17 protein-coding genes are annotated in these 12038 nt (G+C 62.6%); 11 read left to right on the forward strand and 6 right to left on the reverse strand.

What is annotated here, in order from left to right:
• Positions 1-36: 36 nt before the first annotated feature.
• From CLV78_RS08160 to CLV78_RS08185, 7 genes are all read left to right on the forward strand, one after another.
• Positions 37-1464, forward strand: coding sequence for a circularly permuted type 2 ATP-grasp protein (locus tag CLV78_RS08160; protein WP_106204278.1), 1428 nt, complete (start codon positions 37-39; stop codon positions 1462-1464).
• A 4-nt stretch (positions 1465-1468) separates the two neighbouring features.
• Positions 1469-2410 (forward strand): alpha-E domain-containing protein, encoded by a 942-nt coding sequence (locus CLV78_RS08165; RefSeq protein WP_106204279.1) that lies wholly within the window; start codon positions 1469-1471, stop codon positions 2408-2410.
• Positions 2411-2413: 3 nt separating this feature from the next.
• A complete protein-coding gene (locus CLV78_RS08170) occupies positions 2414-3220 on the forward strand; it encodes a transglutaminase family protein (RefSeq protein ID WP_106204280.1) in 807 nt (268 codons plus the stop codon).
• Positions 3221-3251: 31 nt separating this feature from the next.
• Entirely contained in the window at positions 3252-4004 is a 753-nt protein-coding gene (locus tag CLV78_RS08175) for a proteasome-type protease (RefSeq protein ID WP_106204281.1), read from the forward strand.
• Between the two features lie 77 nt (positions 4005-4081).
• The gene (locus tag CLV78_RS23865) at positions 4082-4222 is read left to right on the forward strand and encodes a hypothetical protein (protein ID WP_158263488.1); all 141 of its coding nucleotides are present in this window, start codon (positions 4082-4084) and stop codon (positions 4220-4222) included.
• Between the two features lie 5 nt (positions 4223-4227).
• On the forward strand, positions 4228-4389 hold the full coding sequence (hemP, locus tag CLV78_RS08180) for a hemin uptake protein HemP (RefSeq protein ID WP_245924900.1): 162 nt from the start codon (positions 4228-4230) through the stop codon (positions 4387-4389).
• Positions 4390-4491: 102 nt separating this feature from the next.
• Positions 4492-4707, forward strand: a complete 216-nt coding sequence (locus tag CLV78_RS08185; protein WP_281261142.1) for a DUF1289 domain-containing protein — start codon at positions 4492-4494, stop codon at positions 4705-4707.
• Between the two features lie 70 nt (positions 4708-4777).
• On the opposite strand, the gene CLV78_RS08190 is transcribed toward CLV78_RS08185, so the two are convergent.
• Entirely contained in the window at positions 4778-5752 is a 975-nt protein-coding gene (locus CLV78_RS08190) for an SLAC1 anion channel family protein (RefSeq protein ID WP_106204283.1), read from the reverse strand.
• A gap of 57 nt (positions 5753-5809) precedes the next feature.
• Between CLV78_RS08190 and CLV78_RS23625 the strand changes: the two genes are divergently transcribed.
• The 3 genes from CLV78_RS23625 (at position 5810) to CLV78_RS08200 (ending at position 7742) form a co-directional block, all read left to right on the forward strand.
• Positions 5810-6157 carry a hypothetical protein gene (locus tag CLV78_RS23625; protein ID WP_146136667.1) on the forward strand — a complete coding sequence of 116 codons (348 nt, stop codon included), beginning with the start codon at positions 5810-5812 and terminating at the stop codon, positions 6155-6157.
• 284 nt (positions 6158-6441) lie between these two features.
• Positions 6442-6882: an Rrf2 family transcriptional regulator gene (locus CLV78_RS08195; RefSeq protein WP_106204284.1), complete on the forward strand. Its 441-nt coding sequence runs from the start codon at positions 6442-6444 to the stop codon at positions 6880-6882.
• A 98-nt stretch (positions 6883-6980) separates the two neighbouring features.
• A complete protein-coding gene (locus CLV78_RS08200) occupies positions 6981-7742 on the forward strand; it encodes a YbaY family lipoprotein (protein ID WP_106204285.1) in 762 nt (253 codons plus the stop codon).
• Between the two features lie 4 nt (positions 7743-7746).
• Here CLV78_RS08200 and CLV78_RS08205 read toward each other — a convergent pair whose 3' ends face one another.
• The 5 genes from CLV78_RS08205 to CLV78_RS08225 form a co-directional block, all read right to left on the reverse strand.
• Positions 7747-8439: an HAD-IA family hydrolase gene (locus tag CLV78_RS08205; protein WP_106204286.1), complete on the reverse strand. Its 693-nt coding sequence runs from the start codon at positions 8437-8439 to the stop codon at positions 7747-7749.
• Positions 8436-9104, reverse strand: coding sequence for a phosphoglycolate phosphatase (gph, locus tag CLV78_RS08210; protein WP_106204287.1), 669 nt, complete (start codon positions 9102-9104; stop codon positions 8436-8438). The genes CLV78_RS08205 and gph overlap by 4 nt, the downstream gene beginning before the upstream one ends.
• 4 nt (positions 9105-9108) lie before the next feature.
• Positions 9109-9657, reverse strand: coding sequence for a thioredoxin family protein (locus CLV78_RS08215; protein WP_106204288.1), 549 nt, complete (start codon positions 9655-9657; stop codon positions 9109-9111).
• 229 nt (positions 9658-9886) lie between these two features.
• Positions 9887-10570, reverse strand: coding sequence for a ribulose-phosphate 3-epimerase (rpe, locus tag CLV78_RS08220; protein ID WP_106204289.1), 684 nt, complete (start codon positions 10568-10570; stop codon positions 9887-9889).
• Positions 10571-10666: 96 nt separating this feature from the next.
• Positions 10667-11002 carry a hypothetical protein gene (locus CLV78_RS08225; protein ID WP_106204290.1) on the reverse strand — a complete coding sequence of 112 codons (336 nt, stop codon included), beginning with the start codon at positions 11000-11002 and terminating at the stop codon, positions 10667-10669.
• A gap of 172 nt (positions 11003-11174) precedes the next feature.
• Here CLV78_RS08225 and CLV78_RS08230 point away from each other — a divergent pair, with 172 nt between their 5' ends.
• On the forward strand, positions 11175-12002 hold the full coding sequence (locus CLV78_RS08230) for a sulfite exporter TauE/SafE family protein (protein WP_106204291.1): 828 nt from the start codon (positions 11175-11177) through the stop codon (positions 12000-12002).
• The last annotated feature ends 36 nt before the right edge of the window (positions 12003-12038 follow it).

Genomic DNA, 12038 nt, shown 5'->3' on the forward strand with positions numbered 1-12038 from the left:
GTTGCGCGAAGGCAAAGGCCACGCCAATGTGATGACATGACCAAGCAGGCCACGTTCTTTGATGAATTGCTCGGGACCGACAACGTCCCCCGCAGCCCCTATTCCAATTATCACGAATGGTTCGAGAGCGAAGATATCGCCCGCCTTCGGAAAAAGTCATCCGAGGCTGAGGGGTTCTTCCGACGCACCGGAATCACGTTCAATGTTTACGGACAGGAAGAGGCTGACGAGCGCCTGATCCCTTTCGACGTGGTGCCGCGCATCCTTTCGTCGCGGGAATGGGGTCGCCTGCAACGCGGGATCGAACAGCGGGTGCGTGCAATCAACGCCTTCCTCTATGACATCTACCATCGGCGGGAGATCCTGCGTGCCGGCCGGGTGCCGGTCGAGTTGATCGAGGGCAACGATGCCTTCCTACCGCAGATGGTCGGCGTTTCGCCACCGGGCGATGTCTATACCCACATCGTAGGCACGGACCTCGTACGAACGGGCGAGGATCAGTTCTACGTTCTGGAGGACAATGCCCGCACGCCGTCCGGTGTCTCCTACATGCTGGAGAACCGGGAGACGATGCTGCAGATGTTCCCGGAGCTTTTCAACAAGATCCGCGTGCGACCGGTGCAGGACTATCCGACGCGGCTCTCCCGGTCGCTGGCGGCCTGCGCGCCACGGGCCTGCTCGGGCAAGCCGGTGCTTGCCGTGCTGACGCCGGGAATTCACAACTCCGCCTACTACGAGCATTCCTTTCTCGCCGACAACATGGGCGCCGAGTTGGTCGAGGGCTCCGATCTTCGAGTGGTCGACGGACGGATCGCGATGCGCACGACCGAAGGATACAAGGCCATCGATGTGCTCTATCGCCGGGTCGACGACGACTTTCTGGACCCGCTGAACTTCCGCCCGGACTCCGTCCTGGGTGTCCCGGGCATCATGGACGTCTATCGCGCCGGCGGGATCACCATCGCCAATGCACCCGGGACAGGGATCGCGGACGACAAGGCCATCTATTCCTACATGCCGGACATCATCGAGTTCTACACCGGCGAGAAGGCGATCCTCCAGAATGTGCCGACCTTCCGCTGTTCGGAGCCGGACAGCCTTGCCTACGTGCTGGACAACCTGTCCGAACTGGTGGTCAAGGAAGTCCACGGCTCCGGTGGCTACGGCATGCTGGTCGGCCCGGCCGCCTCGAAAAAGGAGATCGCGGCCTTCCGCGCCAAGCTGGAGGCCAAGCCCGCCAACTACATCGCCCAGCCGACGCTGGCGCTGTCCACCGTGCCGATCCTTTCGAAGGCGGGGCTGGCGCCACGCCATGTGGACCTGCGGCCATTCGTGCTGGTCTCGCCCAAGGGGATCGACCTCACGCCGGGAGGGTTGACCCGCGTCGCCCTCAAGGCCGGATCGCTGGTGGTGAACTCTTCGCAAGGGGGCGGCACCAAGGACACCTGGGTGCTGGAGGACTGAACGCATGCTCGGAAAGACCGCCGGCGGGCTCTACTGGATGTACCGCTACATGGAGCGCAGCGAGAACACCTCGCGCCTGATCGAGGCCGGGTTTCGCATTGCGCTGACCCGTGCTGCAACTTCGGACGACGAATGGTCGAGCGTGCTGGAAGCCGCCGGGGTCCGCGAGGCCTATCTTGCCCGCCACGATCAGTTCGAGCAGAGCGCCGCCATCGACTTCATGCTGCGCGACAAGTCGAACCCGTCGAGTGTCCTGAACACGATCGAGGCAGCGCGCAACAACGCCCGCCTTGTGCGCACCGCATTGAGCCGCGATGTGTGGGAGGCCACCAACGACCTGTACCTTCAGGTGAAAGCCGCGCTGGCCCGTCCTGTTCGCGACCGCGACCTGCCGGAGGTGCTGAACCTGATACGGCAGCAGAACGCCCTCGTGCGCGGCTCTACACACGGCACGATGCTGCGCAACGATATCTTCAACTTCGCGCGGGTCGGGACGTTCCTCGAACGCGCTGACAGCACGGCCCGGATCCTCGACGTGAAGTACTACGTGCTGTTGCCATCCATCAGCCAGATCGGGTCGGCGCTCGACAATGTGCAATGGGAGAACATTTTGCGATCTGTCGGGGCGCAAAGCTCGTTTCGCTGGCTCTACGGCACCGATGTGAACGCCATGGGCATCGCGGAGTTCCTGATCCTCGACCGCCGCATGCCAAGGTCACTGACCTTCTGCGCCAGCAAAGCTGCCGGTAACCTGGCCTACCTTGAAAAGGAATACGGCACGCGCCACCCGTGCCACGACCAGGCGGACGCCTTGGTCGGGCGGTTGTCGGCCACCACTATCGACGAGGTCTTCGACAATGGGCTGCACGAGTTCGTTCTCGACTTTCTTTCCGATACCAGCAAACTCGGTGCGTCAATCGAAACCGATTATCGTTTCAACGGATAAGACATGCGGCTGAAGATCCAGCACCGGACGACCTACACCTATTCCGAGCCCGTGGCCTATGGGCTGCAACAGCTGCGATTGACCCCCAAGAGCCGCCACGGACAGAGCGTGCTGACCTGGCAGACGCAGGTCGAGGGCGGCAAGATCGAGCTCGAGTTTGATGACCAGCACGCCAACCGCGTCGAGCTGATGTCGTTCAGTGGCGAAGGACACGACGTGGTGGTCAGTTGCCAGGGCGAGATCGAGACCGCCGACACCAACGGCGTGGTCGGCAAACACGCCGGTTTCGCCCCGCTGTGGTATTTCGAACGCCAAACGCCGCGCACGCGGCAAGGCGCCGGCATCCGGTCGCTGGTCAAGGGTTTGAATACGGAGATCGATGACCCGATAGCCCGGTTCCACGCGCTTTCTGACAGGGTCCGGGAGGCGGTGACCTACGAGGCGGGCAAAACCGATGTCACCACCACTGCCGAAGAAGCGTTGAGCATCGGCGCAGGTGTCTGCCAGGATCACGCCCATGTCTTCATCGCTGCAGCCCGGCAGCTTGGCCTGCCCGCGCGGTATGTCTCAGGATATCTCCTGATGAATGACAGGGTGGAGCAGGAGGCCAGCCACGGCTGGGCCGAGGTACATATCGCCCCCATCGGCTGGATCGGCTTCGACGTGTCGAACGAGATCTGCCCGGACGAACGCTATGTCCGGGTCGCCACGGGGCTCGACTATTCAGAGGCCGCTCCGATCCACGGCTTGCACTTCGGCGAGGCCGATGGTGAAAGCCTCGGTGTGGACATCCAGGTTCAGCAACAATAGGCCCGAACGGCCCCGAGACACGGAAATCGCCATGACCTATTGCGTCGGCCTGAGGCTGAATCGGGGCCTCGTCATGATGTCTGACACGCGCACGAATGCGGGCGTCGACAATATCTCTACCTTTGGCAAGATGCACACATGGTGCGTCCCCGGGGAGCGGATGATCACGCTCATGTGCTCGGGCAACCTCGCCACCACGCAGGCGGTTGTCTCCCTGCTGGAGGAGCGGTCCAAGGCGCAGGTCGACCGCAGCCCATCGATCCTCGAAGAACCCTCCATGTTCCAGGTCGCCCGCCTGGTGGGCCAGACCCTGCGCGAGGTAATCGCGGCCCAGAGCGGCGACGGACAGACCGCCGAAAGCCCTTTTGGTGCAACGCTTCTCATCGGGGGCCAGATCGCGCCGGGACCGACCCGCCTTTTTCTCGTTTACCCGGAAGGCAACTTCATCGAGGCCTCGGAGGATACGCCCTTCTTTCAGATCGGAGAGAACAAGTACGGCCGCCCGATCCTGCTGCGTGCCCATGATCCGGAAATGAGCTTCGAGGAAGCCGTGAAGCTCTTGCTGGTCAGCTTCGATTCCACGCTGAAGGCAAACTTGTCAGTGGGCATGCCATTCGATCTGCAAACCTATGAAAACGACAGTTTCAGGATCGGCCACCAGGCCCGGATCTTGCAGGACGATCCCTATTTCAAAGAGATATCAGACGGTTGGGGCGAGGCGTTGCGCACGGCCTTCGGGCACCTGCCGTCCTACAGCTTTTCGGAAGATCCATCGGAACCTTAGTTCCCGAGTAATTTATTCAGGATTGACAAGGCAAACTGTTTTAATAAGGTATCGGGGAACCTTCACTGGAGACCCCGATGACACACCTTGTCCGGCACATGATCGACACGCCACGCGCCGCGCTGCTGGCCGCCGGCGTGAACGACATGACCCAGCTGCTGCTTCCACGGGGCCTTCGTATCGAAACATTGCTCGACAGGATTGAGACTCACCAATGACCATGATGACCCAGATCAACCTGGAAAGCGGCGCTGCGCTTTCCGGCCTACCGACCTTTGATGCCCGCGCCATGACCGGCGCCGATGGACTTGCGCAGATCGTGCTGGACGAGAAGGTCTATACATTGCGCATCACGAGGGCCGGTAAGCTCATCCTTACGAAGTGATCGTAGGAGTCGGGTTCCGGGCCCGTTCAAGGCAGTTCAGCCACGAGGCACCTCACGGAGGAACTGAGTCCATCAACCTCCGTCCCGACTCCGTCACCCTGTATCGATATCTGTCGCTACACCCGCCGCGGCCATTGCAGCGGCTGCTCCACGACCCAAGCCCGGAAGCGAACCTTCAACGGGTTGAAGAAGCCCGGTGAGCGGGCGGAGTTCGTGGACATGATCCGGGCGCAGCAGGGCAGCCTCGGCCGATACGACCAATGGCACACCGCCTACACAGAGAAATGCCAACGCCTGGGCTACGGTTCAAAGGTGTGACCGCAACCGCTGCCAGGTTCCAACGGCGAGCGGGCCGCCCGCATCCGCAGACGGCACCGGGTGTACCAACTTAGTCGGGAATGCAGATTTCCTCCCGGCGAATGCCGACATAGGTCCGCCCGATCAACGCCGTCATGATCACCAGCAACAGCGCATAAAACAGCCCACCAAGGATGGCATGAACGGGCGATCCCGTGAGAGTGGCATAGTGGAACGTCGCTGTCGTCAACGCAGCAACGGGAAAGCTCAATGCCCACCAACTCAGCGCGAAGGGGCTTTTCGTGAACTTGACCGCCTGCACTGCAACCAGCAGCGCAAAGACATAAGCGGCATTCAGCAGCACACGCGCCAGCGCATCCACCTCGCCTCCGTTGAGGTTGATCCATGCGAGAAAGCCGACCGCCGGCGGCGCGATCAGGATGGTCAATGTCGGCATCAGCTTGCCGGGAAGCGGCTCGTGGAAGATCAGCCGGTTCATGACCAGTGTAAGCAGCACAAGCCAGAAGATCATCCCGGCCGAGAAGAAGAACCAGGACAGTTCCACGAAACCGAGGGCGACACCCCCGAGTGGCGCCACGACATTGCCGACCGCCGGTATGAACCAGGCCGGCGAGATATGCGGCGTCTGGTACGGCTCGTGCCCGATCCAGCCCGAGATGACGCCAAGCACGAGCGCCACCTGGAGCACCGCGCCCAGCAACCAAACGACAGTCGCAAGTCCCGGCAATACCGGGGTCAATGCGGTCGCGATCAGGAGGAGAGAAATCGAGATCGCCGGAAAAAAGGCCTTTTTGACCGGGTGTTTCCACTCCGCCAGGAACTCGGCCCGGTGGCGCCGGTACTTCCGCACCATCGCGACGGATATCGCCAGGAACGCCGCAATCGTGGCAAGCAGGAAAACGGATGACAGCACATTGGGCATGCCCCAGGTCTGCTCAACGACGTGGGTGGCCAGGCTCAGCCCCGCGAGACCCATGACCGCCGCATAGAACGCGATCGGAAAATAGGCGAGGCCGGACGCCTGGGTTGTGGTTGTGTCGGTCATTCTTCGGGCACTCCTGCGGTGTGGACCTCGGGCGATTTGACATCGGAGGTGGGGGCGATGCCTGCAGCCAATGCGTTACGGATCGGTGCGCCGACGTCAATGATACCTCCACTTTCGCCGTTCCCGGAACCGGATGTGACCGATCTGGCTGGCCAGGTAGCGAAGGCTGTCGCCAAGGCCACAGCCCTGGCTGCGCCAGTGTCCAAAGGGCCGCAGCAGGTATTCGACACCCGCCTACGAACCAAGCTGTCCGCGCAACCACCGCTCAACAGTATTGTGGCGTCTTCGTCCCTGTCTCGCTGCAAGTTCCTGTTGCTGTCAGGCTCGCCGGAAGGACCAAACTCTATCCGCATTGCAGAACACCCCGCGATCATTCATTTCCCCGACCGACGCAACACACCTTGATCTCGGTCAATAGAGGCATTCTGCACACATCTTTAATTTGGAGTGGGACCCTCAAGCGTCCTAGTCGCGCCATAGCCGCCAGGAAGCCTCGACAGAGGAAACCGGCCTCGTTCGACAACGGGGCAAAAAACCGTGTGGAACCTGACAGCCTTGTGCAGCCGCCATGCCATTGGTACATTCGCAATACACTAAAATGAGAAATCCGACTGGTCTCGTGACCTGAACCAAGCTGTCCGTGGGCACTCCGGCCCGGAAATCCAGGTGTTGGAAAGGATGTCCCCGCCATGCGTTTGACCGTTCGCACCAATCTCGCCATGCGCGCCTTGATGTTTTGCGCCGTCAACGAGAACCGCACGGTGCGAAAGGCCGAGATCGCCGAAGCCTGTAATTCCTCCGAAAACCACCTCGGCGTGGTCATCAACATGTTGGGTCAGACAGGGTTCATCGAAACCACGCGTGGCCGCAACGGCGGGGTTCGCCTGAAGGTCGATCCTCAGGTGTTGTCGGTCGGACAGGTGTTCCGCGTCTTCGAGTCGAATGTTCCCTTTGCCGAATGCTTCGCGGGCTCCGAAAACCATTGTCCGCTGACGGCAAGCTGCCGTTTGCGGGGCAAACTCTCCATCGCGCTGGAGGCTTTCTACATCGCGCTGGACGACGTGACGCTGGCGGATCTCGTCGAAGACAACACCGGGCTGCACAGCCTGCTGCAACTCGAAACCGCCTGAGACCGGACACGACCTTTCCGCATCGTCACCTTCGCCGGGAGTTGATAGCATGGCGTTGCACGCCCACATGTGCTCTCTCGCCCTGACCGGAGAATGAAATGCGCCGTCTCATCCTGGCCACCCTGGCCCTCCTGCTTGCCCCGACCCTCGCCGCAGCCGACATGCTCACCGGAACCGTCACGTATTTGCAGCGTATCATGCCGCCTCCGGGCGCCGTGCTGGAGGTGACCTTGCAGGACATCTCGCTGGCGGACGCGCCGGCAAAGGAACTGGCGACCTTCACGAAGACGGATCTCGGCGGCCCGCCCTACCGCTTCGCGTTCAAGTACGATCCGGCGACAATCAACCCATCCAACAGCTACGCGCTCCGTGCGACCATCACCAAGGATGGGGCGCTCTGGATGACGACCGATACCGTTTATCCGGTTCTTACCCGCGGTGGCGGGACCGAGGCCGAGATGATCCTGAAGATGGTTGCCGGAATGGAAGAGAGCAGCGCCAAGCCCAACTCGGACTTCGTGAACACCTACTGGAAGATCGAGACACTCGGTGGGGAGGCCATCCCGGCCCCTCAGAATAGCAAGCGCGAGGGTCATATCATCCTGCGCGCAGATGGAAACTACAGCGCAACCGTCGGCTGCAACATGATCCAGGGCGGCTACGCAGTTGATGGCGCAAAAGTGGATTTCAAGCCCGGCCCGATGACGATGATGGCCTGTGTGCCGCCGTGGGACACGTTGGAACGCACTCTTGTCGAGGTTCTCGGCTCCGCTGCGAGCTTCGGCATCAGCGGCGAAACGATGGAACTGGTCGATCCGGCGGGTGGGACGCTGGCAACTTTCCGGGCGGTCTATTTCTGAACTCTCAGGCCGCGGGCGGGAAGCCGAACCGCGGCCAGTGCTCCCGCGCAAGTGAGGGCAACACGGCAAGCGCGCCCTCCAGGTCACCAACCGGTGGACCATGCTCCGACGGTGTCACGACCACCGGCACCCCGGCAGCACGCGCCGCGGCGTATCCAACCCGGCTGTCCTCGAAGACCATGACCTCACCCGGCGCCATCCCAAGCCGCGCGAGCGCCAGTAGATAACCTTCCGGATCGGGTTTCTTCCGCGCCACGTCGTCTCCTGTCAGCACGAGGTCGAAGAGCGCCTCCGCCGGTGTCCCGAAACAGCCCGCAAACAGCGCCTTCAGGCTTTCACGCGTGGCAGCCGTCACCACCGCCAGCCGCATTCCCTCAGCCCGACCGGCAGTGATCAAATCGCGCACGCCCGGCCGCAAGGGCAATGCGCCCCCGGACAACAGGTCCGTGTAGTGGCGCCGTTTGCTGCGATGCACCGCGCGCAACAGATCGTCGGACGCACGCGCCGTCGCCGGCAACCGACTTTGATAGGTCGACATGCGCTCGAACCCGCCAGAAACCGCCAGCAACTCCTGGTTCAACTCTTCATCCCAGTGCCACGCCAGCCCATGTTCGGCAAAGGCGGCGTTGAAAGCCCGCCGATGCGCGTCCTCAGTCTCGGCCAGGGTGCCGTCGACATCAAAGATCAGCGCCTTCATTCGGCTGCCGTCTGTCGCGCACGGGCCTCGCGAACGATCTCTTGAAGGCGGTCAAAATGATCGAACGCCCAATCATGGGGCATCTCCGCCACGGGAGACTTTCGGTAGCCCTCTGTGTAAAGCGCGAAGGGAACCGCCGCCGCCCGGGCCGTTTGCGCATCGGTCTCGCTATCGCCGACATAAAGCGTTGGCCCACCTCCAAGCTCGGCAATACAGACATGCAGCATCTCCGGATCAGGCTTGCGGCTGGCCACCATCCCACCAGCGATGACGACGTCGAACACCGGATCCAGCCCCATGTGCCGCATCACAGCGCGGGCAGGCAACTCGGGCTTGTTGGTGCAAAGGCCCAGACGATGCCCCTGTGCCTTGAGGACCGCAAGCGCATCAACAACACCGGGATAGAACACCGCGAGATCAACGGCGCTCTCGTAGCGCGCCACGAACTGCCCGTAGATTTCTGCATGCCGCGCGGGCGTTTCGGGGATCTCGCGGGCATTCATCATCCGGCTGACCAGCACGCCGGCCCCCTCGCCCACGAAACTGCGCACCTCCTCCAGGCTCAAGGGCGCCTTGCCGAGCCCGTTCAGGATATCAGCGGCAACCGCCTGAATATCCGGTGCGCTGTCGATCAGCGTTCCGTCGAGGTCAAAGACAATGTTCATCGCGTCACTTCCATTTGATCGAGCAGCCCATTGACGGCACCTGTTCCGCCGGCCCCTTTCCTGTGTCAGCGACCAGTCTCATCGCCTCGAACAGATCCCGGCGCAGATCCGGCGACCCGGCCCCAGCGCGGGACGCATCTAGGCGCCCGCGATATTGTAACGCGCCGCCGGCGTTGAATCCGAAGAAATCCGGGGTGCAGGCAGCGCCATAGGCCCGTGCGACGGACTGGTCCTCATCGTGCAGGTACGGGAACGGCAGGCCCCACTCCGCCGCCTTCACGACCATATTGTCGAAATTGTCGGCCGGATAGCTCGCCGCGTCATTGGAACAGATGGCTGCAACGCCGATGCCCACTCCCTGAAGCTCGGTCGCGTCGCGAACGATCCGATCAATCACCCCCAGCACGTAGGGGCAGTGGTTGCAGATGAACATGATCAGGGAGCCGTTCGATCCGGCCACGTCAGCCAGCGAATAGGACTTGCCGTCTGTGCCGGGAAGCGTGAAGTCAGCGGCCGGCCAGCCAAAATCGCAGACGGTTGGGGTTGTGGCCATGGGATCTCTCCTTGTCCGGGACTGCCGCCGGGGTCGGCGGCCATCTGCCCCGTCCTTGAAGACTACTCCGATCCTACGGCAGCCGCACGACCAATCACCTCCCCGGAGCCGTCGCTGGCCGATCCGCCGCAGGCTTCATCGTGCAGGCCTCAACTGCCTGCGAGATGCACTTCGACAGGTCCGGAAACACCGCGCCCGCACTTCTGACAAGGCCAGACAAGGTCGGGTATCAGGGGGTATCGACAGAGGCCCGGATGGCGCGGATATTCTCCCCATAGGGCGCTGGATCCTCAACCGATCCGCCCTTGAACACGGCCGACCCCGCGACGAGCACATCGGCACCGGCCGCGGCCATCAGTGGTGCGGTCTCCGGGGTGATGCCTCCGTCAATCTCGATGTGGACCGGCCGATCGCCGATCATCGCGCGCAGGTTCCGAACCTTCTCCACCTGCGAATGGATGAACTTCTGTCCGCCAAACCCCGGGTTCACGGTCATCACGCAGATCAGGTCCACCATGTCGAGAAGGTAGTCGATATCTTCGATCCCGGTGCCCGGGTTCAGCGCCAGCCCGGCCTTGCAGCCCGCCGCCCGGATTGCCTGCAACGTGCGGTGAATGTGCGGACCGGCCTCCAGATGGGCCGTCAGCACATCGGCACCGGCATCGGCAAACGCATCAATATACGGATCGACGGGCGCAATCATCAGGTGAACGTCCATCACCGTGGAGATATGCGGACGGATCGCCTTGCACAGCGGCGGTCCGAAGGTGAGGTTGGGCACGAAATGCCCGTCCATGACGTCGACATGGATCCAGTCGGCGCCCTGCGCCTCCACCGCGCGGATCTCCTGCCCGAAATTGGCAAAATCCGCCGAAAGGATGGACGGTGCGATCTTTACACTGCGATCGAACATGGCTTTCTCCCCTGCCCTGCCTGTCGCGAAGGCATGTGACAGGAACGAACGCCCGTGTCGAGCCATTCCCCACGTCGAGACGGGACCACGCGGCACTCAGACGGTGTCGAGACGGTTCCAGTGCAGCATCTCGGACTCGACCACCCGTCGGGCAAAGGGCGCCATGCCCTCCGGCCCCGAGGCACGGTCCTTGAGGTGGATGCACAGGTCGGGCCTGCGCGCGGCAATCACACCGACGAGATCGCCGCGGATCGTATCGTCCAGCCCGGCGCCGATGACGACGCACTGGATGTTCGGCTCCGCCTCGATCTGCGCGATCACCTCCTCGCGGTTGTGCGCGCCGAGCCATTGGATGGGCAGGTCCTCCAGTTCCCGAATGACGGTCTTCATCACATCAGGCAGGCGGCCGACCAGAAGCACGACAGGTTTCATTCCCCACTCCTTTCCGCAGCCATTATCCGGGTGCGCGCTCCCTTCGACGCACCCGCCCGATCATAGCACGTTTTGATCCGCAGGTCCGCCCTGTCCGCTTCCGGTTTGCGCCCCCGCGCCAAGCCGTTACAACGAACCGACGCTTCGTGGCGCCCTGACGAAAGAGACCTGAATGTCCGATCTCCCCACCCTCCAGATCATTGCCATCATCACCGGCCTTGCCGGCACATCCGTTTTGGCGGGGATCCTTGCCGGCTTGCTGGGCGTCGGCGGCGGGATCGTCCTGGTGCCGGTCCTGTTCTGGCTACTCTCGGCGACGGACTTTCCGCCGGAGCTGTCGATGCACATGGCTGTCGCGACCTCGCTGGCGACGATCATCTTCACGTCGATCTCGTCCGCCCGCGCCCACAACAAGCGCGGCTCGGTCGACACCGCTCTGTTACGGCTCTGGGCGCCGGGCATCGCACTCGGCGCGCTTACCGGTGGGTTGGCCGCGAAATACATCGACGCGGACGGCCTGAAGCTCGTCTTCGGCTCCATTGCGGTGCTGGTGGCCATCAACATGGCGCTGCCGAAAACGCTTGTGATCTCTGACCACATGCCGCGAAACCGCGCAGTGAACGCGGCGATTTCCTACGGCACCGGCGTCTTCTCCGCACTGATGGGGATCGGAGGTGGCACGCTGTCCGTGCCGTTGCTGTCCGCCTTCTCGGTCGAGATCCGGCGGGCGGTCGGCACTGCCTCGGCATTCGGCTTCCTGATCGCGGTGCCGGCGGCGGCGGGGTTCATCTACTCCGGCCTCGGTGTCGAGGGGCGCCCCCCCCTCTCGCTGGGTTACGTGAACCTGCTCGGCGCGGTGATCATCCTTCCCTTCACGGTGGGCTTCGCCCCGGTAGGGGCGAAGCTGGCACACACGCTCGAAACAAAGTGGATCAAGCGGGCCTTTGCGCTCTTTCTCGGGATCACGGCCGTCCGGATGCTGATGTCTGCCCTTGGATAGCCCGGCAGCGAGACCATTCCCCAAAAACAGCACGAC

The organism is Aliiruegeria haliotis (genome assembly GCF_003003255.1).
Taxonomy (GTDB): domain Bacteria; phylum Pseudomonadota; class Alphaproteobacteria; order Rhodobacterales; family Rhodobacteraceae; genus Tropicimonas; species Tropicimonas haliotis.

Excerpts from the sequence above, each read along its gene's own strand:
- CLV78_RS08160 (WP_106204278.1), top strand. The coding sequence starts at position 37 with ATGACCAAGCAGGCCACGTTCTTTGATGAATTGCTCGGGACCGACAAC.
- CLV78_RS08165 (WP_106204279.1), top strand. The coding sequence starts at position 1,469 with ATGCTCGGAAAGACCGCCGGCGGGCTCTACTGGATGTACCGCTACATG.
- CLV78_RS08170 (WP_106204280.1), top strand. The coding sequence starts at position 2,414 with ATGCGGCTGAAGATCCAGCACCGGACGACCTACACCTATTCCGAGCCC.
- CLV78_RS08175 (WP_106204281.1), top strand. The coding sequence starts at position 3,252 with ATGACCTATTGCGTCGGCCTGAGGCTGAATCGGGGCCTCGTCATGATG.
- CLV78_RS23865 (WP_158263488.1), top strand. The coding sequence starts at position 4,082 with ATGACACACCTTGTCCGGCACATGATCGACACGCCACGCGCCGCGCTG.
- hemP (WP_245924900.1), top strand. The coding sequence starts at position 4,228 with ATGACCCAGATCAACCTGGAAAGCGGCGCTGCGCTTTCCGGCCTACCG.
- CLV78_RS08190 (WP_106204283.1), bottom strand. The coding sequence starts at position 5,752 with ATGACCGACACAACCACAACCCAGGCGTCCGGCCTCGCCTATTTTCCG.
- CLV78_RS23625 (WP_146136667.1), top strand. The coding sequence starts at position 5,810 with ATGCCTGCAGCCAATGCGTTACGGATCGGTGCGCCGACGTCAATGATA.
- CLV78_RS08195 (WP_106204284.1), top strand. The coding sequence starts at position 6,442 with ATGCGTTTGACCGTTCGCACCAATCTCGCCATGCGCGCCTTGATGTTT.
- CLV78_RS08200 (WP_106204285.1), top strand. The coding sequence starts at position 6,981 with ATGCGCCGTCTCATCCTGGCCACCCTGGCCCTCCTGCTTGCCCCGACC.
- CLV78_RS08205 (WP_106204286.1), bottom strand. The coding sequence starts at position 8,439 with ATGAAGGCGCTGATCTTTGATGTCGACGGCACCCTGGCCGAGACTGAG.
- gph (WP_106204287.1), bottom strand. The coding sequence starts at position 9,104 with ATGAACATTGTCTTTGACCTCGACGGAACGCTGATCGACAGCGCACCG.
- CLV78_RS08215 (WP_106204288.1), bottom strand. The coding sequence starts at position 9,657 with ATGGCCACAACCCCAACCGTCTGCGATTTTGGCTGGCCGGCCGCTGAC.
- rpe (WP_106204289.1), bottom strand. The coding sequence starts at position 10,570 with ATGTTCGATCGCAGTGTAAAGATCGCACCGTCCATCCTTTCGGCGGAT.
- CLV78_RS08225 (WP_106204290.1), bottom strand. The coding sequence starts at position 11,002 with ATGAAACCTGTCGTGCTTCTGGTCGGCCGCCTGCCTGATGTGATGAAG.
- CLV78_RS08230 (WP_106204291.1), top strand. The coding sequence starts at position 11,175 with ATGTCCGATCTCCCCACCCTCCAGATCATTGCCATCATCACCGGCCTT.